This window comes from Sediminicoccus sp. KRV36 (assembly GCF_023243115.1).
In the GTDB taxonomy this organism is placed as follows: Bacteria; Pseudomonadota; Alphaproteobacteria; order Acetobacterales; family Acetobacteraceae; genus Roseococcus.
The window spans coordinates 3671397-3697755 of the sequence record NZ_CP085081.1; the positions used below are offsets into that span (position 1 = coordinate 3671397).

The following is a 26359-nucleotide window of genomic DNA, read 5'->3' on the forward strand; positions in this document are numbered from 1 at the left end:
CAAAGTGACGGATATCGTCGTCGTCGAAAGCCCCGCCAAGGCAAAGACCATCGAGAAATACCTCGGCGGGGATTTCCGCGTCCTCGCCTCCTTCGGCCATGTGCGGGACCTGCCGCCCAAGGATGGCTCGGTCCGCCCCGAAGAAGATTTCGCCATGGATTGGGAGGCGGATGAGCGCGGCCAAAAGCAGATGCGCGCCATCAGCTCCGCCCTGCGTGGCGCCAAGCGCCTTTACCTGGCCACTGACCCGGATCGTGAGGGCGAGGCGATTTCCTGGCATGTGAAGGACATGCTGGAAAAGGCCGGCGCGCTGAAGGGCGTGCATGTCCAGCGCATCACCTTCAACGAGATCACCAAGCGCGCCGTGCAATATGCCATGGCCCATCCGCGCCAGCTGGATATGCCGCTGATCGAGGCCTATCTCGCGCGCCGGGCGCTCGATTACCTGGTGGGCTTCACCCTCTCGCCCGTGCTGTGGCGCAAGCTGCCGGGCAGCAAATCGGCCGGCCGCGTGCAGTCCGTCGCCCTGCGGCTGATCTGCGAGCGCGAGAGCGAGATCGAAGCCTTCATCGCCCGGGAATACTGGACGGTGCAGGGGCGGTTTCAGACGCCCGCCGGCATCCCCTTCTCGGCCCGGCTGACGCATCACGAAGGCAAGAAGCTCGATCAGTTCGATCTGTTCAACGAAGCGCTCGCCCTGGCGGCGAAATCCGCCGTGGAGGCCGCGCCATTCAGCGTGGGCTCGGTCGAGAAGAAGCGCGTCAAGCGCAACCCGCCCGCCCCCTTCCAGACCAGCACGCTGCAGCAGGAAGCCAGCCGCAAACTCGGCTTCGGTGCCCAGGCCACGATGCGCACGGCGCAGGGGCTGTATGAGGGTGTGGCCATTGGCGGCGAGACCGTCGGCCTCATCACCTATATGCGGACCGATGGCGTGCAGATGGCGCGCGAGGCCATCCAGGAGCTGCGCGGCCACATCAAGAAGGAATTCGGCGAGGAGTACCTCCCCGGCGCCCCGCGCGAATATTCCAGCCGCGCCAAGAACGCGCAGGAAGCGCATGAGGCGATCCGCCCCACCGATGTCAGCCGCACGCCCGACTCTGTCGCGCGCTACCTGAGTGACCAGCAGCGCAAGCTGTATGAGTTGATCTGGAAGCGCGCTGTCGCCTCCCAGATGCAATCGGCCGAGCTGGACCAGACCGCCGTCGAACTGGTGGAGCCCACCGGCAAGACCAAGCTGCGCGCCACCGGCAGCGTCATCGCCTTTGATGGCTTCCTCAAGCTCTACCGCGAGGATACGGATGACGCGGCGGATGACGCCGATGAGGATAGCCGCATCCTGCCGCCCATGCGCGAAAAGGACCCGGTAAAGCGGCAATCGGTCGAGGCCACGCAGCATTTCACCCAGCCGCCGCCGCGCTATTCCGAGGCGTCGCTGGTGAAGAAGATGGAGGAGCTCGGCATCGGGCGCCCCTCCACCTATGCCAGCATCCTGCAGGTGCTGCAGGACCGCGAATATGTGAAGCTGGACAAGCGCCGCTTCACGCCCGAGGACCGCGGCCGCCTCGTCAGCGCCTTTCTCGTCGCCTTTTTCGAACGCTATGTGGATACGGGCTTCACCGCCGGGCTTGAGGAACAGCTGGATGATATTTCCGGCGGGCGCGCCGAATGGCGGGCCGTGATGCACGCCTTCTGGAATGATTTCCGGGGTGCGGTGGACGCCACCAAGGATCTCAAGATCAGCGACGTCATTGACCGTCTGGATTCGGAACTGGGCGCGCATTTCTTCCCCAAGCGCGCCGATGGGGGGGACCCGCGTTCCTGCCCCTCCTGCTCCTCGGGGCGGATCGGGCTGCGGCTGGGGCGCACCGGCGCCTTCATCGGCTGCTCCAACTATCCGGAATGCCGCTATACCCGCCCGCTCGCGGTGCCCGGTGCCGAGGGCGAGGGCGGCGGCGTCCTGGCCGATGGCGTGCGCATCCTGGGCGCTGATCCGGTCAGCGGGCTGGAGGTCACGCTGCGGCGCGGCCCCTATGGCATCTATGCCCAGCTGGGCGAGGGCGGCGTGGACGCCAAGGGCAAGCCCACCAAGCCCCGCCGCGCCAGCCTCTCGCGCGGGATGGACCCCGAGGTGATGACGCTGGAATCGGCGCTGGCGCTGCTCTCCATGCCGCGCATCGTGGGGCTGCATCCGGAGACGGGGGAGGAAATTTCCTCCAATCTCGGCCGTTTCGGGCCTTATCTGAAGATGGGTGCCCTCAGCAAATCCCTGGACCGGGATGATGACCCGCTGACCATCGGCCTGAACCGCGCCATGGCGCTGATGGCCGATGCCAAGCCGCGCGGGATCACCCTGGGTGACCATCCGAAGGGCGGCATCGTCGAGGTGCGGCGCGGGCGTTTTGGCCCTTACCTGATGCACGGGACACGCGTGGCGAATTTGCCGCGCGGGACGGAGATGGAGGCGGTAACGCTGGAAGAGGGCATCGCCATCCTCGCCGAAAAGGGCAAGGAATTGCCGCCGCTGAAGGGCCGCGGCGGCAAGAAGGCCCCGGCGAAGAAGGCCGCCCCCAAGAAGGCCGAGGCCGTGGCGGCGCCGGTCAAGAAGGCGCCGGTCAAGAAGCCCGCGGCGAAGAAGGCGGCGCCGAAAAAGGCCCCGGCCAAGAAGGCAGCCGCCAAGAAGCCTGCCGCGAAGACCTCCGCTGTAAAGACAGCCGCCGCCAAGAAGAAGGCGGCCGGCTGAGATGCCCCGCAGCGGGCCGCCGGCCAAGGGGCACAAGGCACGCAAATCCAACGCGAAGCGGCGTGAGGGGGAGCCCAGCCCCCCGCCGCAAAAATCCGGCCGGGCCAAGGTCAAGACGGCGCCCAAGGGGGCACCCATGCCCAGCAAGGCCGACCTCAAGCTGTTCCTGATCAGCATGGGCGGCCGCGTCGGCAAGAGTGAGATCGCCCGGCATTTCGGCCTGCACACCGAGCAGCGGCCCGCTTTGCGCCAGCTGCTCTCCGAGATGAAATTCGAGGGCAGCGCCATGCCCGTGGGCAAGCGGACCTTCGCGGGCGAGGCCGCGGGCGCGCCTGTGCCGGTGGCCGCCCCACCCGCCAATGTGATCCCCGGCGCGCGGTTCAAGCCTGCCGCCCCGGCGCGCGCCTTCACCAGGACAGATCGCGGCACGCCGCCCGACCGCAACGGCCCCCCCGCCCGCGGGCGCATCCCCAGGCCGCCGGAGGAAGCGCCAGCCGAACCCCGCGCAGCCGCACCCACCCGACTGCCCGAAACCGCCGTGGTGGAAATCTTCGGCACCGACCCCGATGGCGACCCCATCGCCCGCCCCGTCGCCTGGGAGGGCGAAGGCCGGCCCGTCATCTACATGCACCCCGAACGGCGCGGCCAGACCGCGCTGGCCGCCGGTGAGCGCGTCCTGGCCAAGCTGCGCCACATCACCGGCGAGAAATTTGAGGGCCGCACCCTGAAGCGCCTCGGCGCCGTGGAAGACCGCCGCCGCATCCTGGGCGTCTTCCAGGATGGCCGCATCATCCCGACCGACCGGCGCCAAAAGGCCGAATGGACGGTCCCCCCCGGCGAGGCGGGCGGCGCCCATGGCGGCGAGATCGTGCTGGCCGAAGCCCTGCCCTCCACCGGCTTCGGCCTGCGCCCTGCGCGCATCGTGGAGCGCCTGGGCCGGCTGGGCGAACCGCGCTCGGTTTCGCTGATCTGCATCCACGCCCATGGCATTCCGGAGCTGTTTACCGCCGAAGCCGAGGACCAGGCCGAGCGCGCCGAAGCCACGCCACTCGGCAAGCGGACGGATTTGCGCGCCACGCCGCTGATCACGATTGACGGCGAAGATGCGCGGGATTTCGACGATGCGGTTTACGCCGAACCCGATGGTGATGGCTGGAAGATCACCGTCGCCATCGCGGATGTGGCGCATTACGTGACGCCCAATTCGGCGCTGGACCGGGATGCCTGGGCCCGCGGCAATTCGGTCTATTTCCCCGACCGCGTCGTGCCCATGCTGCCCGAGGCGCTGTCCAATGGCTGGTGCAGCCTGAAGCCCCTGGAGGAGCGCGGCTGCCTGTTCGTCGAGATGCATTTCGACGCCAGCGGCACCAAGACGCACCACAAATTCGGCCGCGGCCTCATGCGCAGCTTCGCGCGCACCACCTATGAGCAGATCCAGGCCCTGCTCGATGCGGGCGAGGAATTGGCGGGCGTCCCCGAAGGCCACATCACCCGCCTCTACGCCGCCTTCCGCGCCCTGCTGAGCGCGCGCGAGCGGCGCGGCACGCTGGACCTCGACCTGCCTGAGCGCCGCGTCATGCTGGATGCCGAGGGCAATGTCACCGCCGTCATTCCCCGCCCGCGCCTGGACAGCCATCGCCTCATCGAGGAGTTCATGGTCGCCGCCAATGTCTGCGCGGCGGAGGAGCTGGAGCGGCTCGGCCAGCCTTGCATGTACCGCATCCATGCGCCGCCCTCGGAGGAGAAATACAACTCCCTGAAGGAGTTCCTCGGCACGCTCGGGCTTTCGCTGAACCCCGTGGGCCAGCTTCAGCCGCGCGACTTCCAGACCCTGCTCGATAAGGTGAAGGACACGCCCGAAGCGCGGATGGTGAATGAGACGGTGCTGCGCAGCCAATCCCAGGCGGCCTATGAGCCCGACAATATCGGCCATTTCGGCCTGGCGCTGCCGCGCTACGCTCATTTCACCTCGCCCATTCGCCGCTATGCCGACCTGCTGGTGCATCGGGCGCTGATCCGCGGGCTGAAGCTCGGCAAGGATGGGCTCTCCGAGCCGGAAACCGCCCGCTTCCCCGAAACCGGCGAGCACATCACCGCCACCGAGCGCCGCGCCGCCGCCGCCGAGCGGGATGCGGTGGACCGCTACCTCGCCGCCTATCTGGCGGATCGCGTGGGCGCCACCTTCGCCGCCCGAGTCTCGGGCATCCATGCCTTTGGCGTCTTCGTCACCCTGACCGAGACGGGCGCCTCGGGCTTCGTGCCGATGAAGGCGCTGCCGCAGGATCACTGGATCGTCTCGGAGGACAAGCGCAGCGTGGTGGGCCGCCAATCGCGCCAGGTGATCCGCCTGGCCGATGAGGTGGAAGCCCGGCTGCGCGAGGCCAATGCCCAGACCGGCAGCCTGGTCTTCGAACTGCTGATGGGCGGCGCGCCGGCCCGCATGCGCGGCACGCGCAAACGAAAGGGTTGACGTCCTGGGCGGGGGCGGTAGAACCCCCTCTCCCTTGCAGCACCGGTCCCCGGTCCGGCTGCCTCATGCCCAGCACCACGTAGAACAGAGCAAAGACAAGACCATGGCCAAGGCCAACACGATCCTCATCAAGCTGATCAGCAGCGCCGATACGGGCCACTTCTACGTCACCAAGAAGAACACCCGCACGGCGACCGGCAAGCTCGAACTCAAGAAGTACGATCCGAAGGTGCGCAAGCACGTCGTGTATCGCGAAGGCAAGATCAAGTAGGCATCGGGCGCGGGCCTCAGGGCCTGCCGCTGTGACATGAAAAAGGCGGCTGCCCCGGGGCAGCCGCCTTTTTCGTCGTGATCACGCGCCGGTCAGTGCGCTGATTTGTCCAGCTCAGGATCCGCCAGATAGGCGCGGTTGCGGCCGTCACGCTTGGCCCGGTACAGCGCCTCATCGGCCGAGCCGATGAGTTGTTCCGCCGGGACGCCAGGTCCGCCCACGGCGACGCCAATACTGATGGTGATGGGCACCACCAATTCGCCCACCCGCACCGGCTCCGCCGCGATGGCCTCCCGCAGGCGGTCCGCCACGATCAGCGCATAGGCGCTGGGCGCGCCGGTCAGCACGGCCAGGAATTCCTCCCCGCCATATCGCGCCACGACGTCGGCGGCACGCAGCTGGATGCGCAGGCGCTCGGCCACATCGCGCAGGGCGGCATCGCCGATATTGTGGCCATGCGTGTCGTTGATGGATTTGAACTTATCAATATCCACCAGCAGAACAGCCGCTTCCTCGGTCCGCAGCAGCCCATCGAGGTGCCGGCGCACATAGCGGCGGTTGCGCAGGCCCGTCAGCTGGTCCGTGACGGCCATTTCCAGCGAGCGGTCCAGCTCGGCCCGCAGGCGTTCCTGATAGCGCTTGCGGCGGATCTGGTTGCGGGCGCGGGCGCGCAGCTCATTGGGGTCGAGCGGGCGGAAGGCGTGATCATTGGCGCCGAGGTCGAAGCCACGCAGCACCTGGGTCTTTTGCGCCGTATCGGCCAACAGCAGCAGCGGCAGGTCCCGCGTGTTGTTCTGGGCGCGCAGGCGGGAGGCCAGGCGCAGCACCTCCGTCGCATCGGGCGGCAGCGCCAGCAGGGCCAGGTCGAAATCGCCCTTGCCGAGCAGCTTCTGCGCTTCCTCGATGGAAGCGACGGCGGTGAGCTTCAGGCCATCGGCCTCCAGCGCGGCACGGACCACGGCCACTTCGTCGGGGTTGTCGGCCATCACCAGGGCTCGCGCCCCAGCGACCGAGACCAGCGGCTCGGGCGCGCTTTCCAGGCCCAGATCGCGGGCCGTCTCGGCGCGCAGGCGCCAGGCATCCTGCACCTGCTTCACGCGCAGCAGGGCGCGCAGGCGGGCAAACAGTGTCGCGTCATCCACCGGCTTCGAGAGAAAGTCATCGGCGCCGACTTCCAGGCCGCGGACTCGCTCCGTGCTGTCGGTCAGGGCCGTCACCATGACCACGGGGATGTGCTGGGTGCGTGCATCGGCCTTGAGCGCCGTGCACACTTGATAGCCATCCATGCCCGGCATCATGACATCCAGAAGAATGACATCGGGCATTTGTGTGAAAGCTATCGTCAGCGCCTCCTGGCCGCTGGAGGCGAGCAGGACTTCGTAATACTCGGCCTGAAGCTTGGCTTCGAGGAGGCGGAGATTGGCCGCGATGTCATCCACCGCGAGGATGCGGGCGGTCATCGGCTGGAATTTCCCCTCAGGTCAGGCACGCAAGGCAACAGGAGCGTGATGTGTCCGAAATGACCCTCGACCGGCCCGAACCGGCCGCCAATAAGAGCCTCTTTTTCCGCCGCTGGCTGCGCAATCCGCTGCAGATGGGCTCGATCATCCCCTCCTCGCCGGCGCTGTGCCGCAGGATCGCGGCGGCCGTGGAGCGCGGCCCGGATGAATACGTGCTGGAACTCGGCGCCGGCACCGGCGTCATCTCGGCCGCGCTGCTGGCCGCCGGCGTGCCCGCGCAGAAGCTGATCGTCGTCGAGATCGTGCCCGAGATGGCCGAATTCCTGCGCACCGCACTGCCCGGCGTGAATGTGATCTGCGGCGATGCCTTTGATCTCCGGAACACCCTGCCCGCCCATCTGCACGGGCAGATCGGCACGGCCATCTGCGGCATTCCGCTGGTGCTGCTGCCGCTGGAGCGGCAGAAGGCCTTTCGCGACGCGGTGGAGAGCGTGGCGCCCGGGCGTGGCTTCCTGCTCTATAGCTACTGCGCCACCTCGCCCCTGCCTTACGGCAAGCTCGGCATGGCGGCGCGCCGCATGGCCTTCACGCTGGCGAATTTCCCGCCGGCGAGCGTGTGGCGCTACCGCCCCAGCCCCGCCCGATGATTCCCCCGGTTGCATCATTCCTGACATGCAACTTGAATTAGCATGACCTGACCGCGCCGAGGAGGGGCCCTCCCCGATCGGCGCGATCGGTGCTTTCGATGCCGCCACGCCCGGCCACCCATGTCAGCCGCTGGTGAGCGTATGTTCGGCCCCGTCCGGGCCGCGCAGGTGCGCGATCAGCCGCGCATGCGGCCCACGCTTGACGCGAAGTGCGGCCCCCAGGCCGCGCTCCTCCAGCGCGCTGCGCAACGCATCCGCCTCGGGGTGCTCGGCTTCCAGCGCGCCCAGGCGGAAATGACTGTCATGCAGGTGGCGGCCGGCGCGTTCGCCCTTCCATTCGATCATCGGCGGAATCAGGTTGTCCATGTCCTGCCGCTGCGGGGGCACGGCGAAACGCCAGGCGAGGTCCCCGCGCTTCATCTCCCGCACCGTGCCGCCGCGTGGCCCCAGCCGGGCCATCACCGCATCCATGGAGGGTGTGCGCGCGACCCAGCTCAGCAGGCGCGGCTCCGCCTCCAGCATCGTGCGCGTCGCGGGGTCATCGAGGTCGAAGAGGCGCGGATGCGCGGGCTCGGGCTGGTCGGGATCGGGGGCGATGATCTCGAGGTAGCAATCGGGCCCCAGGCCGAGCAGCAGGTTATGCGTGCCCGCCCCCTCATGCTTGCCGCCCGGCTGCGGCGCAACACCCAGCAGGCGCGTGATGAAGGCGGCACCCTCCTCCAGCGTGCGGGCGCCAAGAACGATGTGATCAATGTCAGCCATGTGTCAGCGTCCAATCAGATGGGGCGGGCAGTAAGGGGCGGGCGGGACAGGCCATGGGTCACCTGGCCTGGAACTGGGTGGCACCGAACATGTTCTCGCGTTCCTCCTCGGTCATGAAACCCGGCCGCTGTTGCGCGGCGAGGACCGCGACACCCCGCTGAACAGCGGGGCGGGCGGCGATGGCATCATGCCACCGTTGCACATGCGGGAAATGCGCGAGATCAATGTGGCGCCGTGCGGGGTCCCGCACCCAGGGAAAAGTCGCGATATCGGCGATGGTGTAATCGGCGCCCCCCAGATAGGCGCTTTCGGCCAGACGCTTGTCGAGCACGCGATGCAGGCGCTGCACCTCGCGGCCATATCGCGCGATGGCGGGTTCGATCTTCTGCGCCTCATACAGCGCGAAATGGCTGTACTGGCCGAACATCGGCCCGACGCCACCCATCTGGAACATCAGCCATTGCAGGCAGATGTGCCGCGCCGCACCCGAGGCGGGCAGCAGCGGACTGCCCGTCTTCTCGCAGAGATAGATCATGATGGCCGCACTCTCGAACAGCACGAGTGGGCTTCCATCCGGACCGTCCGGATCTTCGATCGCGGGGATGCGGTGATTGGGCGTGATGGCCAGGAATTCCGGCCGGAACTGCGCGCCCTGGCGGATATCCACCGGCACCACCTCGTAAGGCAGGCCGATCTCCTCCAGCAGGATATGCACCTTGTGCCCGTTGGGCGTGGGCCAGGTGTGCAGGCGAAGGGGGGCGGGCATGGGGCCTCCTCGGTTCCGAAGGGAACGATGGAGACAACGCAGGGCAACGTCCAGCGGCGGCATGCGCCACCGCTGGATCTCAACCATCAGCCGAAGGCGCGTTCCACCAGGGGGCCGGGCGGCGGGGCCACGGCCACCTCGCGGATGATCTTGCGGCGCACCGCCTGCTCGAAGCTCTCGAAGCCATCGGCCACCATCAGGAAGGCGCCAGGCCCGCCGATCACCCGCTCCCGGTAATATTCATCGAGCGGCTGCATGGCCCCCAGCCCCGGCGGGGGCGGCGTGCGGTCCAGCACGGCGAGGCCGTTCAGCACGATGCCCTGGTTCAGCGCATCCTCACGCGCCGCACCCACTTCCCGGCCCGAATTGTTGATGCCATCGCCCGAGATATCCACGACGCGGCGCGTGCCTTCAAAGCCCTGGCCAAAGAGGCGGGCCGCGAAATCCATGGCACCCGAGATGGAGGTGTAGAGATGCGTGCGCCTGGGGGCGGCATCGATCGCCTGGGCGAAGCGCTCGGCCGCCTGCGGGCCATCCAGCTTCATCCAGGGGATCAGATGCTCCTGGATATTCCAATCCGACCAGGTGAAGAGGGTGCAGGCGATGGAGCCGACCGGCCCGCGCGCCATGGCTTCGACCAGGCGCCGGTCCCGGAAGGCGGCGGCATAGCCGTTGAACTGCATCTCCTGCTCTTCATTATCCACCGAGCGGGAGACGTCCACAGCCAGAACCAGTTCCACATCCACGGGCTCGGTGGCGCGGGCGGCCTGGGTGCGGAACACCACCGGCGCGGCGAGTGCTGCGGTGATGAGATGACGACGAAGCATGCGAGCCCCCTTCAATGCGGTGGAGCCGTGCCAGTGATTCTTCCCGTGATGATTCCGATCTAAGCGAATTTGGTCAGAGCGCAAGACCTAAATTGTGCAGCGCAGCAAAAATGGCGATGTACGGCCAGGGAAGGCTGCGTCATTCCGCTTAAGAAACCCTGAAGCGTCAGCCCTTGAAGGCCGTGGCCGCGATTCGGGGGTCGGCATTCAGCCGGGCCGAAAGCGCGGTGAGGCGCGGGAAACGGCCCTCGATCAGGCCCGGCATCACGCGCGCCACGAAATCATGGCCGAAGAGCGCCGTCACATCGGCCTGGGTCAGGCGCCCGAGGCACAGGAAATCGCCGGTCAGCATCGCCTCCAGCGCGGCATAGCCGGCGGCCGCCTGCGCTTCGAGATTGGCCAGCCCCTCCGGCCAGGTCAGCCCCTCCGGCCGGCGCTGGCCTTCGTAATAGGCCGCGACGCTTTTCTCGGTCGCACCAAGGGCGAGCTGCACGGTGCGCAGCACCTGGCGGCGTTCCGCCCCCGCCCGCGGCGTCAGGGCCGCCGCACCCGCCACCTCGTCCAGATGATCAATGATGGCGCTGGAATCGATCAGCACCTCGCCGCCATCCAGGATCAGCGAGGGCACGCGGCCCACCGGATTGTAGCCCCGGATGGCATCGCCATCACTCACGGTGGAGAGCGGCAGGCTCTCGAACGGCATGCCATAGACGCTCAGCGTCACGGCGACGCGGCGGACGAAGGGGGACAGGGTGCGGCCGACGAGTTGCATGTGCGATTTACCCTCATATGAGCCATCACTTGGCCGCACCCGGCGCGCGCGGGCAAGCCCCGCCCCAGGGGCGCGGGCGGCGGGGCCGGGCTATTCCACGGCAATTCCGGCCCGGGCGATCAGGGCACGCCAGGCCGGCACCTCCCGCGCCACGCGATTGGCGAGCGCCTCCGGCCCATCCGGCCGCACGATGAAGCCGGCATTGCGCATCCGCTCCCGGGTTTCGGCATCGCCCATCACGGCGCTTACCTGCTGCGCCAGACGCTCGATGATGGGAGCCGGCGTGCCGGCCGGCGCGAAGAGGCTGAGGAAGGTCTCCGTCACGAAATCGGCATTGCCCAATTCGCGCATGGTCGGCACCTCGGGCAGGTCGAACCACCGCTCGGGGCCAGTCAGGGCCAGGGCACGCAGACGCCCCCCCTTGATCTGCGCATGCGAGGACGCGAGCGCCGTGGCGCCGATCTCCGTCGTGCCCGCCAGCAGCGCCTGGACGCAGAGTGCTGCACTGCTGTGGGTCACCTGCACGAAGCTGACGCCGCGCTCGATGGCCAGCCTCTCACCGGCCAGATGCGGCGTGGAGCCGGTGCCCGGATTGGCGAAATGCAGCCCGCCAGGTGTCGCGCGCGTGCGGGCAATCAGCTCATCCAGGCTGCGGATCGGCGAAGCCGCGCCCGCCAGGAACACATCGGGCGAGGCTGCGAGTTCGCTGATCGGCGCGAAATCCCGGATCGGGTCATAGCCCGCATTGCGGGAAAGGCTTGGGTTCACGACGAAGCCGGTGGAGGTGACCAGCAGGGTATAGCCATCCGGTGCGGCGCGCGCGGCGAGCGAGACGCCGATATTGCCGCCGGCGCCGCCGCGATTCTCGATCACGATGGGCTGCCCCAGCGCGGGCGAGAGCCCATGCGCCAGGATGCGCGCCACCACGTCGGTCGGGCCCCCCGGGCCGAAGGGAACGATCAGGCGAATGGGCCGCGCCGGCCAGGCCTGCGCCCATGCCGGTGCCGCCAGAAGTGCCGGCAGCGCGAGCAGGGGCCGGCGCGTGATGCCTCGGTGTGGGATTCCTGTGCCGCGTGATTTCATGCTGCGTCTCCTCCTGCTTTGGCGGAACGCTGCGGCCCGGCGGCAAGGCGCGTCAAGCATGGCGTGGCGGCAGGGCATCCCGCCGGGCATGGCGGGCATTGCCGGCGGCCAGGGTTGCGCGGCACCATGGCCCCACGCCGAATCCTGGAGAACCCGCATGCGCCAGCTTGACCCCGATATTCGCCTCGCCGCGCTGGAGGCCGTCGTGTCACGCCTGCTGGTGGCCGAGGCGCGCCAGACGCCGGACCCGGCGGGCATGCTCGATCAATTCGCCAGCCGGATGCGGCGCGAGGCGGAAAGCCACCCCATGGCCGGCGATGACCCACGGGATCGCATGGCCCTGGCCGGCGCCCTGCTGCAGCTGGTCGCCCTGGCCAAGGAAAAGCTGATCACGGAATAGGCCGCGCGCGGGCGAGCAGCCGCCGCGCCCGCTCCACCACCGGCAGGTCAATCATCGCGCCCTCGAAGGCGACGGCCCCCTGCCCTTCCGCCAGCGCTGCCTCGAAGGCCGCGATCAGCCGTCGCGCGCGCTCCACCTCGGCGGGCGATGGCCCGTATTCCTCGTTGATGATGAGCACCTGCGCCGGATGGATGCAGGCGGTGCAGCCAAAGCCCAGCCGCCGCGAACGCCGCAGGGAGGCACGATAGGCCTCAAGATCCGAGAAATCGGCGAAGGCGCCGATGGAGCCGAGCGGCAGGATGCCCGCCCCGCGCGCGGCGGCCACCGCCATCATGCCGAAGACATAGAGCGCATCGGCCCCCGGCACGGCTTCCAGCTCGGTGCTCAGATCCTCGCTGCCCACACCCAGGGCCGCCATGCGCGGATCGGCGCTGGCGATGGCGGCGAGTGCCGGCAGGGCCTGCGGCGTTTCTACCACGCCGATGAAGCGCGTATGGCCGATGCGCAGGCCAAGGGCCGCTTCGCGCGCAGCCACCACTTCGCTCAGCAGCTTCACATGCTCGGGCCCCATCAGCTTGGGGAGCATGAGGACGGTCACCTCCGGCATCACGCTGGCCGCGATGTCGGGGATGCTCATCTCCAGCGCGCGATTGATCCGCACGCAGACATCGACGCCCGCCTGGCCGACGAGCCTGGCTGCGGCTGGCAGCGCGGCCCGCGCCGCTTGCTTGGCGTCGGGCGGGATGCTGTCCTCCAGGTCGAGGATGATCACATCGGCCCCGCGGGTATGCGCGCGGGCCACGAATTTCTCGGCCGTGGCGGGCACGAAGAGCAGGGAGCGCCAATGCAGCATCACGCAACCCCTTCGAAAGCGGCGCCGCTGGTCAGCATGGCGGTGATCGCCGCCTCGTCATGGCCGAGTTCGCGCAGCACCTCGCGCGTGTGGCGGCCCAGTTGCGGGGCGGGCAGCACCGCCTCGCGCATGCCCCCACTGAAGGTATTGGGCACGCTGGTGCGGCGGATGCGGCCTTCGGTCGGGTGCTCGTCGAAATGCCAGAAGCCGACATCCTGCAAATGCGGGTCCTCCAGCAGGTCATCTATCTCGTTATAGGGGCCGGCCGGCACATCGGCCTCAGCGAAGATGTCCAGCCATTCGGCGGTGGTTTTCGTCGCCAGCGCTTCCACCTGGACGCGGAAGTAGTCGGGCGCATTCTGCGTGCGGGTCAGCGCCGTTCGGAAGCGCGGATCGTCTTTCAGTTCCGGCCGGCCAATCGCATCGAAAAAGGCGAAGGCCTGACCGTTGTTGTTGGGCCGCACCGTGAGGTAGCCATCCAGCGTGGGCAGCGGGCGGTAGTCGGGCGAGAGCAGCCTTGCATCGCCCGAAGGCCCCTCGGGCGGGTCGAAGGTGGCAGCGCCCAGATGCTCGCTCATCACGAAGCTCGCCATATTCTCGAACATCGGCACCTCGATCGCCTCACCCACGCCGGTCTTCTCGCGGCGATAGAGCGCGAAGCCGACGGATTGCGCGGCGATCAGCCCCGTCGTGTGGTCGGTCATCACCATGGGCACGAAGCGCGGCTCCCCGGTCGCGCGGTGGAAGGTGCCGGCGACCCCTGAGAGCGACTGGATGATCGGATCATAGGCCGGGCGGTTGTAGTACCGCCCGCCGCGGCCGAAGGCGACGATGCCGCAATGGATCAGGCGGGGATTGCTGGCGGAAAGCGAGGCGAAATCCAGCCCCGCGCGCTCCAGCCCCTGCGGCCGCACATTGGTGACGAAGACATCGGCGCGGGCGATCAGCGCCTTCATCGCGGCCAGGCCCTCGGGCTGCTTGATGTCGAGGCCGATGCTGCGCTTGTTGCGGTTGAAGTTGATGAACTTCCCGCTCATCGCGGGCGTGCGGCTGCCGGCGGCCAGGAAGCGCAGGATATCCCCGCCCGGCGCTTCCACCTTGATCACCTCCGCCCCCTGATCGGCCAGCGTGCGCGTGGCGATGGGGCCGACCACGACGGTGGTGAGGTCCACCACCTTCACGCCATCGAGAGGTCCGCTCATGCGAAGTCCAGCTCCATCTCGGCGCAGAGTTTTCCATCCTCATCCGCGACCCAGGCACGCATCTGGCCGCCCGCCACCGTGCTGCCGGCGAGCGTGATGCGCGCGCCGACATAGATCGGCCGCGTCAGCCGTGCGGTATAGCCGATGAGGCGCTGCCCCGGCGCATTCGCAACGGCTGCATCCAGCAGCAATTGCATGGTCAGCCCGCCATTCTGCACCAGCGCCGGATAGCCCTCCTCCTGCCGCGCGTAATCCGCGTCGTAGTGGATGCGATGCGCGTTCCAGGTCACGGCGGAATAGCGAAACACCAGCGCGTTGGAGACCTGCGCGGCCTGGCTCCAGGCGGCATCCTCCGGCGCGGGCGTGCCGGGATTGACCGGCGAAGGCGCGCCGGGTGCCACGGCCTCGCGATAGATCGCGTCGAACTCATCCACCGCGATGGTCTGGCCCGCCACCTCATAGCTGTGCCGCATGGTCAGCACGCAGATGGTGCCGGTGCGCGCCTTCTTTGGCTCGATCGCCGCGACCTCGGTGCGCTTTACCAGCGCATCGCCCACGCGAAAGCTGCCCGGCAGGCGCACGCGCCGCCCCGCCCCCATGCGGCGCGGCAGCGGGATCGGCGGCAGCGTGACACCCGGATCGGGGTGGCCGTCCACGCCGATATCGCCCTGGCGCGCGCTCTCCTGCGCGAACAGCGACACCCAGTGCGTCGGCAGGATCGCGCCGCGCGGATAGGCATCCGGGTCGAGGTCCAGCATGGCGGCAATCCGCCGCAGCATGCTGGGCGAGACGTCATCCTCGATGATCCGCGCGCGGCCCAGCCATTCCTGCCGAACCTTCTCGATGGCGACCACGAAATCCATGGGGCTCTGTCCTATTCGGCGACGAGGTTGAGGCGGCGGATCAGCGGCGCCCATTGGTCATGCGCGGCGCGAATGACGCGCTGGAAATCGGCCGGTGTATGTGGCGGCGCCGGATCAGCGCCGACGCGCGCATAGGCACCCTGCACGCGCGGATCGCCCAGCGCATCGTTCAATGCCTCGGAGATGCGGGCAATCGCCTCGGGCGGCGTGCCGGCGCGGGCGGTGAGGCCGAAATAGGAGGAGCCGACAAAGCCCGGCACCGTCTCGGCCATGGTCGGCACACCCGGCCAATTCTCCCGCCGCTCGGCGCTGGTGACGGCGACGGCGCGGATGCTTTGCATGCCGCGCACCGTCTCGCCCTCGGGCAGGCCCAGGCAACGAGCATGCACGCGGCCCGAGAGCAGGTCCGTCATCGCCTGGGTGCTCTGCCGATAGGGCACATGCACCATCTCAAGCCCGAGCCGCGCGCCCAGATCCTCCATGATGAGATGGGTGATGGCGCCGACACCGGCCGAGGCATAGGTGAAGCGGCCGGGATTGGCGCGAATCCAGGCGATCAGCTCCGGGAAGCCCGTGGCGGGGATGGAGTTGTGCACCAGCAGCACATTGCTCGTCGCGCAGAACTGCCCGATGGGCGCGAAATCCCGCTCCCAATCATAGCCCAGCGCGCGATACATCAGCGCATTGATGCCGCTATTCGTGCCCATGGTGGCGACCATCAGCGTGTAGCCATCGGCGGGCGCGCGGGCCAGCGTCTCGGCCGCCAGGTTGCCGGCGCCACCGGGCCGGTTATCGGCCAGGACTATTTGCCCCAGGCGCTGCGTGAGCGCCTCGGCCGTGACGCGGGAGACGATGTCGGTCTGCCCACCGCCGCCATAGGGCACCAGCAGGCGGATGGAGCGCTCCGGCCAGGCGGCACGGGCCAGGCTGGGCATGGCGAGCGCGCCCAGCATTGCAGCGCGGCGTGTTGCGGCGATCATGCGGTCTCTTCCCGATTGTTTTGCCGCATTCTTTCCCTGAACGCGGCATGGGTCAAAGTGCCGCCCCCTGTTCAAGCGGCGCCGCGCATTCCAGGCTGGCGCCAAGCATCCAGGAGGAACACCATGGCACGCCTGCCCTATCTCAACCCCGAGGATCTGGCCGAGGCGGATCGCCCGCTGCTGAAGCGGATGATCACGCTGCATCGCTGCATGGTGAACAGCCCGGGCGCCTCACGCGCCTTCAGCGGGCTGGGCATGTATATCCGCTTTGAGGCGAAGATTGACCCGCGCCTGCGGGAACTGGCCATCCTGCAAATCGGCTGGCTGGCGCGATCGCCCTATGAATGGTCGCACCACATCAAGATCGGCCATGAGTTCGGCGTGACGGATGCGGATATCGAAGCCCTGATCGCCGAGAGCGAAGGCCGGCCCAACAGCCTGGAGCCGCTGGCGAAGCTGGTGCTGAAGGGCACGCGCGAAGTTTATGCCGGCGGCATGTCGGCCGAGAGTTTTTCCGAACTTCAGGCCCATATGACCAACGAGCAGATGGTGGATTTGACCGTCACGGCCGCCTTCTACTGCGCCGTGGTGCGCATGCTGGCGAGCCTCGCCATTGATGTGGAGCCGGAATACCAGCCCTATCTGGAGCGCTTCCCGCTGCCGGCCTGAGCCGGCCGCGATGGCATCATCGGCCAGGGAACCGCCCATGGATATTCGCATCCGCCTTTCATTCCCAACGCATGAATCGCGTGGCGCTTGCGCGGCTGCCGGATGCGGGCCTAGCCTCATGACCAAGGGATAGCGCTGCACACACAACATCATGCCACTGCAAGGGGCCAAGATGACGCACGCCAACCATTCGGGCCGCATGGCCCGGCTCTTCCGCCGCTCCATCGCCGCCGCGGCCCTGCTGCTCGCACCTGGAATCGCCGCGGCACAGGACCGCGTGCATTTCCAGTATTCCTGGCTGCCGACGGGCGAATACGCGCCGATTTCGGCCGGCATCGAGCGTGGCGTGTTTCGTCGCCAGAATATCGAGCTGACCTACAGCACCGGCCGTGGTTCGGGCGATGCGGTGCGCCGCATCGCGGCTGGCGCATCGCCCTTCGGCGATGGCGACATCTCGGCCGTGATGGATGCCCGCATGCGCGAGAATGCGCCGGTGCGCTGCATCATGATGCAGCACGCCATGTCACCCCATTCGCTCTTTGTGCTGGAGAGCAGCGGCATCACCAGCATCCAGCAACTGGCCGGCCGCACGCTGGCGACAACGCCGGGCAACAGCCACTTCATCTACTTCCCGCTCGTCGCGCGGATGAACGGGCTGGACCCCTCGACCGTGCGCTGGATCACGGTGGATTCGGCGGCCATGGCGCCGATGCTCATCACCCGCCGGGTGGATGGCGCGCCGCTCTTTGCGACCCACCTCTATTACCAGAACAAGCAGGCCGAGCGCATGGGCCAGCGCATCCGCGCCATTCCCTTCGCCGAGCACGGCTTCCGCATCTACTCCTATTGCTGGACCGCGACGGAGGAGACGATCCGCACCAACCCCGAGTTGGTGCGCCGCTTCCTGGCAGCCGTGCATGAAAGCTACCTCTGGGCCAAGGACAATGTGGATGAGGCCGCACGGCTGCATAATCGCCGCCACCCGGATGTGGCGGCCGATGACGCGGCCGGCAGCATGCGGATCATGTATGAGTACATGTTCCCCGATGCCCAGGCGCTGGCGAATTTCGGGCAAGCCGACCGCGCACGCTTGCAGGAGACCTATCGCGTCGTCGCCCTCTCGCAGAACCATCCGGCCGATGCGGATGTGAGCCAATTCGTGGATACGCGTTACGCGCCGCCGCCGCGCTGATGATCAGTCTGGACGGCGTCGGCAAACGCTTCGAGGCGGCCGATGGGCATGAGGTGCAGGCGCTCTCCGGCGTCTCCCTCACCGTGGCTGATGGCAGCTTCACGGCATTGGTCGGCCAATCGGGCTGCGGCAAATCCACGCTGCTGCGCCTGGTCGCCGGCCTCGTGCCCAAGAGCGAGGGGCATGTGCAGCTGGATGGGCGGGAGGTGACGGCCCCGCACCCCGATGTCGGCTTCGTCTTCCAGGCGCCCACCCTGCTGCCCTGGGCCGATGTGCTGACCAATGTGCTGTTTCCGCTGCGCATCCTGGGCAAGCTGGATGCCACCGGCACGGCGCGCGCGCGCGAATTGCTGGCCATGGCGGGCCTCTCCGGCTTTGAGCGCAAGACGCCGCGCGAACTCTCGGGCGGCATGCAGCAGCGCGTCGCCATCTGCCGTGCCCTGGTGCACGAGCCGCGCATCCTGCTGATGGACGAGCCCTTCGGCGCGCTGGATGCCCTCACGCGGGAGGAGATGAGCCTGGAATTGCTGCGCCTCTGGACGGAGCGGCCCTGCACCATCCTCTTTGTCACGCATTCCATCACCGAGGCCGTGATCCTGGCCGACCAGGTGGTGACCATGACGCCGCGGCCCGGGCGCGTGGCCGATATCGTGGATGTCGCGCTGCCGCGCCCGCGTTCCTTCAGCCAGGTTTCAACCGAGGAGTTCGCGCGCTGTGCCGAACGCATCCGCAGCCATATCTTCGGCCGTCCCGTTGCAGCCTGACGCGGCGCGCCGGGCGCGCAAGCTGCGCCAGGCGCTGCGCCCGGTGGTGGTGCCCACGCTGGCCGTGATCGCGCTGTTCGTCGTCTGGGAATTGGGCGTGCGCGCCTTCGGCATCCCGGAATACATCCTGCCCGCGCCGACGCAGATCTACGCCGCCACCATGGAAGCCTGGGAGGTGATGCTGCGCCACACCGGCTCCACGCTGACGACCATCCTGCTGGGCTTCGTGATCTCCATCATCATCAGCCTGCCGCTGGCGGTGCTGGTAACCTCCTCGCCCAACGTCGCGCATGCGGTCTATCCCATCCTCGTGCTGATCCAGAGCATCCCGAAGGTGGCGCTGGCGCCCATCCTCGTGCTGGCGCTGGGCGCGGGCGAGGCGTCGCGCGTCACCGTCACTTTCCTCGTCGCGTTTTTCCCACTGGTGATCTCGACCGCGACGGGCTTGCTGGCGGCACCGCCGGAATTGATCGAGCTCAGCCGCTCGCTGCGCGCCTCGCGCTTCCAGCAGTTGTTCCTGGTGCGGCTGCCCTATTCGGTGCCCTTCGTCTTCAGCGGGTTGAAGCTGGCGATGACCTTCTCGGTCGTTGGCGCGGTGGTGGGGGAATTCGTCGCGGCCGATCAGGGCCTCGGCTATCAGATCATGTCGGCCACGGCCTTCTTCCGCACTTCACTGGCCTTTGGCGCGCTGCTGATCCTCTCCTTCCTCGGGATCGTGCTGTTCCAGGCGGTGGTGGTGGTGGAGCGCGTCTTCTTCCCCTGGGCGGCCCAGGAGGAACGGGCATGAGCCTCGCCATCTTCGGCAGCCATGTGCTGACGCCGGGCGGCGTGCTGGAGGACCATTGGGTGCTGGTGGAAGGCCAGCGCATCGCCGCCATCACCCGCACCCGGCCACGCGCCGAGACGGTGCTGGAAGCGCCCGGCCGCTTCGTGCTGCCCGGCCTGATGAACCTGCACAATCACTGCTTCTCCGAGATGGTGGTCCGCAACCGCACCGAGGATGGCGCGAGTGGCGATGAAGCGAGCCTCGTCTATCGCCTGCTCATGCCGCTTAGCCGGCTTGCGCTGAACAGCCTTTCCTCGGCCGAGCGGCTGGCGGCGGCGCGGCTTGGCCTGCTTCAGGTGATGAAGGGGGGCGCGACCTCCCTGCTGGAGCCCTTCCGCAACGGCATCCCCGAGATGTTCCAGGCGGCCCTCGAACTGGGCCTGCGCTTCTGGGGCGCGCCCTATGTGTTTTCCTCGGCCGATCCGCGCATGGGGGCGGATGGCGTGATGGAATATGCGAGCGTCGGCAATGACGACGGCAACGCCGACCTGCTGGAATGGGACCGGCTGCGCGACCTCTGGGACGGGCAAGGCGAGGGCCGGATCAGGCTGGCGATGAGCCCGCACGCGACCGACACCTGCGGCCCCGAATTGCTGCGCGCGGCGGTGATGCGCGCGCGCGCACTGAGCGTGCCCATCACCGTGCATGTCGCGCAAAGTGCGGATGAGGTGGCGCTGTGCCGCCAACGCCATGGCTGCACGCCCGTGCAATATCTGGAGCGCGTGGGGCTGCTGGGGCCGGACCTGATCGCGGCCCATTGCATCCACAGCGACGCCGAGGATCTGGCGCTGCTGGCCCGCACCAACACCACGGTCGTCAACTGCCCGCGCACCTTCGCCCGCGGCGGCGTCTTTGCCCCCTATGGCCGCTTCGTGGCCCAGGGCATCCGCACCGTGATCGGCACGGATGGCTACAACATGGATCTGCTGGGCGAATTGGGTGCGGCCGGCATGATCTCCAAGCTGGAGGCCGGGCGCGCCGATGTCGCCAAGGCCGGCGAGTTGCTGGGCGCCGTCACCCATGTGGCGGCCGATGCCGTGGCACGGCCGGATCTGGGCCGCATCAGCCTGGGTGCGACGGCCGACCTGACGGTGGTGGATCTGACGCACCCGCATCTGCAACCCATGGCCGACCCCGTGCGCGCGCTGGTCTGGCTGGGCCACCGGGCGGAGCTGGATGCGCTGGTGGTGGATGGCCAGCTGGTGCTGGCCGGCGGCCGGCACCGCCTGGTGGATGAGGCGAGCGTGGTGGCGGAGGGTGCCACCGCCATCCGCAAGGTCTGGGACATGCCGGAGGCCAGGGCAGCCTTCGCCGGGGGCTGATCCAGCGCGTCGACGGTGCCGCCTGCGGCATCACGCGGAGAGCGTGACCCGCGACCGCTGGCAAGAAGCACCGGGGCGCGTTTCCGCACCCGCCTCCTTCAAGTGCTCGCCATGGCGCGCTACGCCGTCAGGAAATCCAGCAGCTTCGCGTTGAAGCCCTCGGGCTGCTCCACGCTGAAGGCGTGGCCGCCCTCCGGTGTGATCCACAGCTCGGCATGGGGCAGCCCCGCCGCCAGGGCCTCGGACGCGGTGTAGGGGACCAGCAGATCATCGCGCGAAGCCGCGACCAGCGTGGGCGCCGTGATGCGCGCCAGATCGCCGCGCGCATCGAAGCCGCGCAGCGCGCCGATGCGTTTCAGCAGGTTCCCGGCCCCCTGGAAATGCGCCGTGCCATGCGCGACCTCGGCGCTGATCTTTTCGTAATGGGCCGACATATAGGGCGCGGTGTGCAGAAACAGCGGCTGCGCCGCGACATAGGCGGCCGGCCCCTGGGCGTGCAGGATGCCGATGCGAATGTCGAAGCAGCGCTCCGAATGGCGGTCCACCTTCGCCCAGGCATTCACCAGCACGAGGCGGCCCATGCGCCCCGGAAAGCGCCGCGCCAGATCAAGCCCGACCAGCCCGCCCAACGCATGGCCGAGGAAATGCGCGCGCGAGACACCGGCCATGTCCATTGCGGCGATCACGTCATCGGCCATATGGCCGATCGTGTAGCCCTCCGGCAGCGGCTCCGCGTTGCGGCCGGTGCCGCGCTGGTCGAAGGCGAGCACGCGGAATCGCGCCTCCAGCGCCGCGCGCTGCGGTGCCCAGAAGGCGGCAGCCCCGCCCAGCCCCGCGGAGAGCACCACGACCTCATCCCCGGTGCCGGTGAGTTCGTAATTCACTTGCCGCTATGGCTCGGGAAGACCGGCTCCGGATAGGGGCGGATATGCGCGACGGTGGCGATCTCGACCAGGGCGCCCGGCTTCACCAGACCGCACTGGATGCAGTAGCGCGCCGGCTTGTCACCCGGGAAATACTCGGCATAGACGGCGTTCAGCGCCGCGTAATGCGCCCAGTCGGTCAGGAAGATGTGGTTCATCACCACATCGGCCATGGTGCCGCCGGCCGCTTCCACCACGCCCTTGATCGTCTCCAGCACCAGCCGCGTCTGGGCACCCGCATCGCCCAGATGCATCACGTTGTTGTCGCGGTCGAAGGGCAGCGTGCCCGAGACATAGAGCACGCCATCGGCCATGGCGCCGGGCGAATAGGGGGCCAGCGGCTTGCCGGAACCGGCGGGAATCACGGGGGTGAAGGGCATGTGGAATTCCTACTCGGGAGATTGAGCAATTTGGTGTTACGGCCCCTGGCCGATTTACCGTTACGGCCTCTGGCCGATGGCGCCGCAGAAATCCGCGACAGTGGAGACCCATCCGAAGAAGGTCTCGATGTTGTAGAGTGCCGCCTTCTGCGCGAAATCCGGGCCGGCCGCATGCGTCGCATCCTCCAGCACCACGCCGAAATACTCGAGGTGGAAGGCATCCCGCAGCGAGCTTTCGACGCAGACATTGGTGGCAACACCGGTGAAGATGATGTTGCGGATGCCGCGCGCGCGCAACAGGCTGTCTATGTTGGTGTTGAAGAAGCCGGAATAGCGCGGCTTGGGCACGATCAGGTCCCCAGCCTGGGGCTTCAGCGCCTCCACCAGAGCATAATCCCAGCCGCCCTTCGCCAGCAGCGTGCCCGCCAGTTCGGGCCGCTTGCGCATGGTCTTCAGGGCGTTCGACTTGTGCCAGTTGGGCGAGCCTGGCGTGCCGGCCTCCTTGTAGTCAGGGTCCCAGCCATTCTGGAAATAGATCACCTGGATGCCGGCCTTGCGCGCCGCATCGGCCGCCACCGCCGCGCGCTGGATCACCGCCTCGCAACCCGCGATGTCGAAGCCCGCAATGTCGAGATACCCCCCGGGCGAGGCATAGGCGTTCTGCATGTCCACGATGATCATCGCCGTCTCGGCCGGGTTCAGCCGGATGGGCTCCGGCCGGGCAGGCAGGGTCACGCTGGCGCGGCTTGGCGCCTCGGGCGCATATCCGGCGGGATGGGTCATGCGGGGCACTCCTGGGCTTTGCCCCATGATGCTCGGCCATCCGCTGGCGGGGCCAGCCTTCCGGGCGCGCGCTTTGCGAAATGGTCGCCCTTGCTGCCTTACGAAAAGGCAATCTTGAAGGCAAGTGCCAAGCGGAAGGGCTGATCACGTCACCCGGGGGCAGGAAGCCACGCGGCGGGTTCAGCGTCGCGCTTGCGGCGGCATGCCCCCGGACGGCATGTATGCCCACCCGACCGGCCCGCCCCACAGGAGTTTCCGCATGGAATTTCGCCTTTCCCGCCGCGCCGCGCTGCTCGCCCCCTTGGCAGCCCCGCTGGCCCTCGCCGCCCCGCATGTCGCCAACGCCCAGGCGCGCCCCACCGTGCGCTTCGCCTTCGACTGGATCCTGAACGGCCCCTATGCCTTCGGCATCGCCGGCGACCGGATGGGCTTCTTCCGCGAGGCCGGCGTGGACATCACCATCACCCGCGGCTTCGGCTCGGCCCGCGTGCCGCTCGACATGTCCGCCGGCACCTTCGACATGGCGATGGCCGACCCCACGCCCGTGCTGCGCTTCATGTCGCAGAACCCGAATAATGACCTGATCGCCGTCTCGCTGCTGTGGGACCAGGCGCCGACCGCCGTGACCGTGCGCGCCGATGGGCCGATCACCAACATCTCCATGCTCGCCGGCAAGACGCTGGCCGCCCCTGAATTCGATGGCGGCCGCCAGGTGTTTCCGGCCTTCGCCGCGGTGAACAACATCCCCTTCAGCTCGATCAACTGGATGTCCGTCGCACCCGAGCTGCGCGAACCCATGCTGGTGCAGCGCCGCGCCGATGGCATCACGGGCTTCGTCACCTCCACGGCCCTCTCGCTGCGCGCGCTGGGGATGGACCTGCCGGCGCAGCGCATCTTCCGCTACCGCGAGCATGGGCTGGATTTCTTCTACGGCTCCGTCCTGCTCACCACCCGCACCTATATGGAGCGCAACCCCGATGCGGTGCGCGCGGTGACGCAGGGCATGCTGCGCTCCATGCGCTGGGCCTTCGCCAACCGCGCCCCCGCCATCCAGGCGCTGCAGGCGCGTGAGGCGCTGACCGATGTGGCCATCGAATCCGTCCGCCAGGACATGGCGATGGCCGAGCTGGTGGACAGCCCGAATGTCCGCCGCCTCGGCCTCGGCGTGATCGAGGCGCCGCGCTTCCAGCGGCAGATCGAAGCGGTGAAGCTGGCCTACAACCTGGGCGACATGCCGACACCGGACCGCTTCTATACGGACCGCTTCCTGCCGCCGGCGAGCGAGCGGCAGCTGGCGCCTTCGGCCTGACGAAAGCCGCTCCGTCCGGGGATGGGGGCTGCCGCGGAGGCGCTGGTTGGGTAAAAAACCAGGGCCTCCGGCGGTTGGGGCCATTGGCCCCAAACCCCGTTCCTTTGAACCTTGGGTGAGGCGGGACTACTCCGCGCGGATGCCGGTTGCGCGCACCAATTCGCCCAGGCGTCGCGTTTCCTCGGCGATGAAGGCGGCGAATTCAGTGCCGGGCATGGCGCGCGGGATGCTGCCGCTGGCCGTGATGCGCGCGGCCACCGCCTCATCGCGCACGGCGGCCAGCAGCTCCGCCTCCAGCCGCGCCACACGATCGGCCGGCGTGCCGCGCGGGACGAACAGCCCGAACCAGCCGACCGAGACGAGATCCACCCCTGCCTCGCGCAGCGTCGGCACTTCGGCGAAGGCGGGCGCGCGCTCGGCGCTCGTCACCGCCAGCGCCTTCATCCGCCCGCCCCGCACCAATTCGGCCGCGGCCGCGATGGTCTGGAACATCACCTCCACCCGGCCGGCCATCACGTCGTTATTGGCCGCCCCCGTCTCGCGATAGGGCACATGGGTCAGGTTCAGCCCGGTGGCGATGTTGAACTGCGCGCCGGCCAGATGCAGCGAGGTGCCATTGCCGATGGAGGCGTAGTTCATCGGCCGCGTGCGCGCGAGGGCGATGAATTCCGCGACGCTGTTCACCGGCAGCCCCACCGGCACCACCATGATGTTGGGCGAGAGCGCGATCATGCCGAGCGGGGTGAAATCACGCTCCGCATCGAAGGGCAGCGTGGCAAAGAGGAAGCGGTTGACCGCGATGGGCACGCCGTTCAGCAGCAGCGTGTGCCCGTCCCGCTCGGCCTGGGCGGCGGCGGCCGTGCCGATATTGCCGCCGGCCCCCGTGCGATTCTCGATGGTGACGGGCTGGGCCAGGGCGCGCGCCATGCGCTCGGCCACGACACGGCCCAGGAAATCAGCGGCACCTCCCGGCGGGAAGGGCACGATCATGCGCAGGCCACGCTCCGGAAAGCTTTGGGCTGCGGCCGTAATCGGCAGCAAGGCGGGCATGGCGAGCAAGGCGCGGCGGGGGATGCTTTGGGTCATGCCGGGCGCGATGCAAGCGCTGCGCCAGAACGGCGCTATGCTGCGCCGCATGCGCTGGCTCCTGCTTCTTTTGCTTCTGCTTCTATCCCCCTGGGCTGCCCATGCGCAGGACGCAGCGCGCCCGATCCGGCGTGACATGCTGCCCGGCATCGGCCGCGACGATCCGCGCCGCCCGGTGGATCGGCGCGACATGCCCTGGCGCGCCCTGGGCCGTGTGCAGCATGAACTGGGCGGCCGCTGCACCGGCGCGCTGATCGCCCCCCGCCTGGTGCTGACGGCGGCGCATTGCCTGATCGCGCGGCGCACCGGAAATCTGATGCAGCCGGGCAGCGTACATTTCCTGCTGGGCTATGACCGTGGCAGCCAGGCCGCGCATGCGCAGGTGGTCAGCTATCGCATCGGCCCAGGCTACCACACCGGCCAGCAACACCCCGTGGGCAGCCTGCCCGGCTCGGATTGGGCGGTGCTGACGCTGGAGCGTGACCTCGCGCCGCGTGAATTCACCCTGCCGCTCATGGCCGGCATCCCCGCCACGCGAACGCCGCTGATGCTGGCCGGCTACCAGCAGGACCGGCCGGAGGTGCTGTTGGCCGATGTGCAATGCCGCGCCATCGGCCTCACCGGCAACGGCATGCTGCTGCATGACTGCGCCGGCACGCGCGGCGTGAGTGGCGGCCCCGTGCTGGCGGCGCTGCCGGCAGGGGGCTGGGCCGTGGCGGGTGTCGCCTCACGCGCATCGGTGGATGCGGCCCTCGGCCTCGCCGTACCGGCGGCCAGCATTGCCGAGGCGTTGCGCTAGCGGGTTGCTTTATGGGGCCAGGCAGCAAGAGGGCTTTGCCCTCTCGCGCTCCCCCACCAATCAACCCGGTTTCTTGGATCTTCGACTGCATAAATCCCCGAATGAAGGTGCAGGAAACGAGTTTCCTGCCGGGGAGCTCGAGGGGCTGGCCCCTCGACCCTATCAGCGTATCTTCCAGCTGCCTGGTGGAGGTTGCCCCCTTCGCAAAGG

General features: G+C 68.3%; 26 protein-coding genes. 12 read left to right on the forward strand and 14 right to left on the reverse strand.

Annotated features, from left to right (window positions below):
- Nucleotides 1-4: 4 nt before the first annotated feature.
- The 3 genes from topA to rpmG all read left to right on the forward strand — a co-directional run bounded on the left by topA (nucleotide 5) and on the right by rpmG (nucleotide 5481).
- Entirely contained in the window at nucleotides 5-2740 is a 2736-nt protein-coding gene (gene topA / locus LHU95_RS17340) for a type I DNA topoisomerase (protein WP_248708209.1), read from the forward strand.
- 136 nt (nucleotides 2741-2876) lie between these two features.
- Nucleotides 2877-5210 (forward strand): ribonuclease R, encoded by a 2334-nt coding sequence (rnr, locus tag LHU95_RS17345; RefSeq protein WP_248708210.1) that lies wholly within the window; start codon nucleotides 2877-2879, stop codon nucleotides 5208-5210.
- 103 nt (nucleotides 5211-5313) lie between these two features.
- Nucleotides 5314-5481, forward strand: coding sequence for a 50S ribosomal protein L33 (gene rpmG / locus LHU95_RS17350; protein WP_248708211.1), 168 nt, complete (start codon nucleotides 5314-5316; stop codon nucleotides 5479-5481).
- Nucleotides 5482-5573: 92 nt separating this feature from the next.
- Here rpmG and LHU95_RS17355 read toward each other — a convergent pair whose 3' ends face one another.
- Nucleotides 5574-6941 carry a PleD family two-component system response regulator gene (locus tag LHU95_RS17355; RefSeq protein ID WP_248708212.1) on the reverse strand — a complete coding sequence of 456 codons (1368 nt, stop codon included), beginning with the start codon at nucleotides 6939-6941 and terminating at the stop codon, nucleotides 5574-5576.
- A gap of 59 nt (nucleotides 6942-7000) precedes the next feature.
- Between LHU95_RS17355 and LHU95_RS17360 the strand changes: the two genes are divergently transcribed.
- Nucleotides 7001-7588, forward strand: a complete 588-nt coding sequence (locus LHU95_RS17360) for a methyltransferase domain-containing protein (protein ID WP_248711580.1) — start codon at nucleotides 7001-7003, stop codon at nucleotides 7586-7588.
- Nucleotides 7589-7711: 123 nt separating this feature from the next.
- On the opposite strand, the gene LHU95_RS17365 is transcribed toward LHU95_RS17360, so the two are convergent.
- From LHU95_RS17365 to LHU95_RS17385, 5 genes are all read right to left on the reverse strand, one after another.
- Nucleotides 7712-8350, reverse strand: a complete 639-nt coding sequence (locus LHU95_RS17365) for a VOC family protein (RefSeq protein WP_248708213.1) — start codon at nucleotides 8348-8350, stop codon at nucleotides 7712-7714.
- 58 nt (nucleotides 8351-8408) lie between these two features.
- Nucleotides 8409-9116: a glutathione S-transferase N-terminal domain-containing protein gene (locus LHU95_RS17370; protein WP_248708214.1), complete on the reverse strand. Its 708-nt coding sequence runs from the start codon at nucleotides 9114-9116 to the stop codon at nucleotides 8409-8411.
- Nucleotides 9117-9202: 86 nt separating this feature from the next.
- Nucleotides 9203-9943, reverse strand: a complete 741-nt coding sequence (locus tag LHU95_RS17375) for a DUF1194 domain-containing protein (RefSeq protein ID WP_248708215.1) — start codon at nucleotides 9941-9943, stop codon at nucleotides 9203-9205.
- A 166-nt stretch (nucleotides 9944-10109) separates the two neighbouring features.
- Nucleotides 10110-10715 (reverse strand): glutathione S-transferase family protein, encoded by a 606-nt coding sequence (locus tag LHU95_RS17380; protein WP_248708216.1) that lies wholly within the window; start codon nucleotides 10713-10715, stop codon nucleotides 10110-10112.
- Between the two features lie 90 nt (nucleotides 10716-10805).
- Entirely contained in the window at nucleotides 10806-11798 is a 993-nt protein-coding gene (locus tag LHU95_RS17385) for a tripartite tricarboxylate transporter substrate binding protein (protein WP_248708217.1), read from the reverse strand.
- A gap of 157 nt (nucleotides 11799-11955) precedes the next feature.
- On the opposite strand from LHU95_RS17385, the gene LHU95_RS17390 reads away from it, so the two are divergent.
- Nucleotides 11956-12198, forward strand: coding sequence for a hypothetical protein (locus LHU95_RS17390; RefSeq protein ID WP_248708218.1), 243 nt, complete (start codon nucleotides 11956-11958; stop codon nucleotides 12196-12198).
- Here the strand turns inward: LHU95_RS17390 and LHU95_RS17395 are convergent.
- From LHU95_RS17395 to LHU95_RS17410, 4 genes are read right to left on the reverse strand one after another with little or no spacing between them, the layout of a single operon-like run.
- Nucleotides 12188-13051, reverse strand: coding sequence for a CoA ester lyase (locus LHU95_RS17395; protein ID WP_248708219.1), 864 nt, complete (start codon nucleotides 13049-13051; stop codon nucleotides 12188-12190). The genes LHU95_RS17390 and LHU95_RS17395 overlap by 11 nt on opposite strands.
- The gene (locus LHU95_RS17400; RefSeq protein WP_248708220.1) at nucleotides 13051-14253 is read right to left on the reverse strand and encodes a CoA transferase; all 1203 of its coding nucleotides are present in this window, start codon (nucleotides 14251-14253) and stop codon (nucleotides 13051-13053) included. The genes LHU95_RS17395 and LHU95_RS17400 overlap by 1 nt, the downstream gene beginning before the upstream one ends.
- Nucleotides 14250-15116: a MaoC family dehydratase N-terminal domain-containing protein gene (locus tag LHU95_RS17405; RefSeq protein ID WP_248708221.1), complete on the reverse strand. Its 867-nt coding sequence runs from the start codon at nucleotides 15114-15116 to the stop codon at nucleotides 14250-14252. Before LHU95_RS17405 ends, LHU95_RS17400 begins: the two co-directional genes overlap by 4 nt.
- Before the next feature lie 11 nt (nucleotides 15117-15127).
- On the reverse strand, nucleotides 15128-16096 hold the full coding sequence (locus tag LHU95_RS17410; RefSeq protein ID WP_248708222.1) for a tripartite tricarboxylate transporter substrate binding protein: 969 nt from the start codon (nucleotides 16094-16096) through the stop codon (nucleotides 15128-15130).
- 123 nt (nucleotides 16097-16219) lie between these two features.
- On the opposite strand from LHU95_RS17410, the gene LHU95_RS17415 reads away from it, so the two are divergent.
- The 5 genes from LHU95_RS17415 (at nucleotide 16220) to LHU95_RS17435 (ending at nucleotide 20869) form a co-directional block, all read left to right on the forward strand.
- The gene (locus LHU95_RS17415; protein WP_248708223.1) at nucleotides 16220-16765 is read left to right on the forward strand and encodes a carboxymuconolactone decarboxylase family protein; all 546 of its coding nucleotides are present in this window, start codon (nucleotides 16220-16222) and stop codon (nucleotides 16763-16765) included.
- Between the two features lie 172 nt (nucleotides 16766-16937).
- A complete protein-coding gene (locus LHU95_RS17420) occupies nucleotides 16938-17957 on the forward strand; it encodes an ABC transporter substrate-binding protein (RefSeq protein ID WP_248708224.1) in 1020 nt (339 codons plus the stop codon).
- Nucleotides 17957-18721: an ABC transporter ATP-binding protein gene (locus LHU95_RS17425; RefSeq protein WP_248708225.1), complete on the forward strand. Its 765-nt coding sequence runs from the start codon at nucleotides 17957-17959 to the stop codon at nucleotides 18719-18721. The genes LHU95_RS17420 and LHU95_RS17425 overlap by 1 nt, the downstream gene beginning before the upstream one ends.
- The gene (locus LHU95_RS17430) at nucleotides 18711-19508 is read left to right on the forward strand and encodes an ABC transporter permease (RefSeq protein WP_248708226.1); all 798 of its coding nucleotides are present in this window, start codon (nucleotides 18711-18713) and stop codon (nucleotides 19506-19508) included. The genes LHU95_RS17425 and LHU95_RS17430 overlap by 11 nt, the downstream gene beginning before the upstream one ends.
- Nucleotides 19505-20869, forward strand: coding sequence for an amidohydrolase family protein (locus LHU95_RS17435; protein ID WP_248708227.1), 1365 nt, complete (start codon nucleotides 19505-19507; stop codon nucleotides 20867-20869). Before LHU95_RS17430 ends, LHU95_RS17435 begins: the two co-directional genes overlap by 4 nt.
- 119 nt (nucleotides 20870-20988) lie before the next feature.
- On the opposite strand, the gene rutD is transcribed toward LHU95_RS17435, so the two are convergent.
- Genes rutD through rutB form a run of 3 tightly spaced genes read right to left on the reverse strand, consistent with a single transcriptional unit; the run spans nucleotide 20989 to nucleotide 22955 of the window.
- Entirely contained in the window at nucleotides 20989-21753 is a 765-nt protein-coding gene (gene rutD / locus LHU95_RS17440; protein WP_248708228.1) for a pyrimidine utilization protein D, read from the reverse strand.
- Nucleotides 21750-22172, reverse strand: a complete 423-nt coding sequence (gene rutC, locus LHU95_RS17445; protein WP_248708229.1) for a pyrimidine utilization protein C — start codon at nucleotides 22170-22172, stop codon at nucleotides 21750-21752. The genes rutD and rutC overlap by 4 nt, the downstream gene beginning before the upstream one ends.
- 60 nt (nucleotides 22173-22232) lie before the next feature.
- A complete protein-coding gene (gene rutB / locus LHU95_RS17450) occupies nucleotides 22233-22955 on the reverse strand; it encodes a pyrimidine utilization protein B (RefSeq protein ID WP_248708230.1) in 723 nt (240 codons plus the stop codon).
- 259 nt (nucleotides 22956-23214) lie between these two features.
- Here rutB and LHU95_RS17455 point away from each other — a divergent pair, with 259 nt between their 5' ends.
- Complete coding sequence (locus LHU95_RS17455) at nucleotides 23215-24264, forward strand: ABC transporter substrate-binding protein (RefSeq protein ID WP_248708231.1); 1050 nt, start codon at nucleotides 23215-23217, stop codon at nucleotides 24262-24264.
- 126 nt (nucleotides 24265-24390) lie between these two features.
- Here LHU95_RS17455 and LHU95_RS17460 read toward each other — a convergent pair whose 3' ends face one another.
- Nucleotides 24391-25350 (reverse strand): tripartite tricarboxylate transporter substrate-binding protein, encoded by a 960-nt coding sequence (locus LHU95_RS17460; protein ID WP_248708232.1) that lies wholly within the window; start codon nucleotides 25348-25350, stop codon nucleotides 24391-24393.
- 49 nt (nucleotides 25351-25399) lie between these two features.
- Here LHU95_RS17460 and LHU95_RS17465 point away from each other — a divergent pair, with 49 nt between their 5' ends.
- Nucleotides 25400-26149 (forward strand): trypsin-like serine protease, encoded by a 750-nt coding sequence (locus LHU95_RS17465; protein ID WP_248708233.1) that lies wholly within the window; start codon nucleotides 25400-25402, stop codon nucleotides 26147-26149.
- Nucleotides 26150-26359 lie beyond the last annotated feature (210 nt).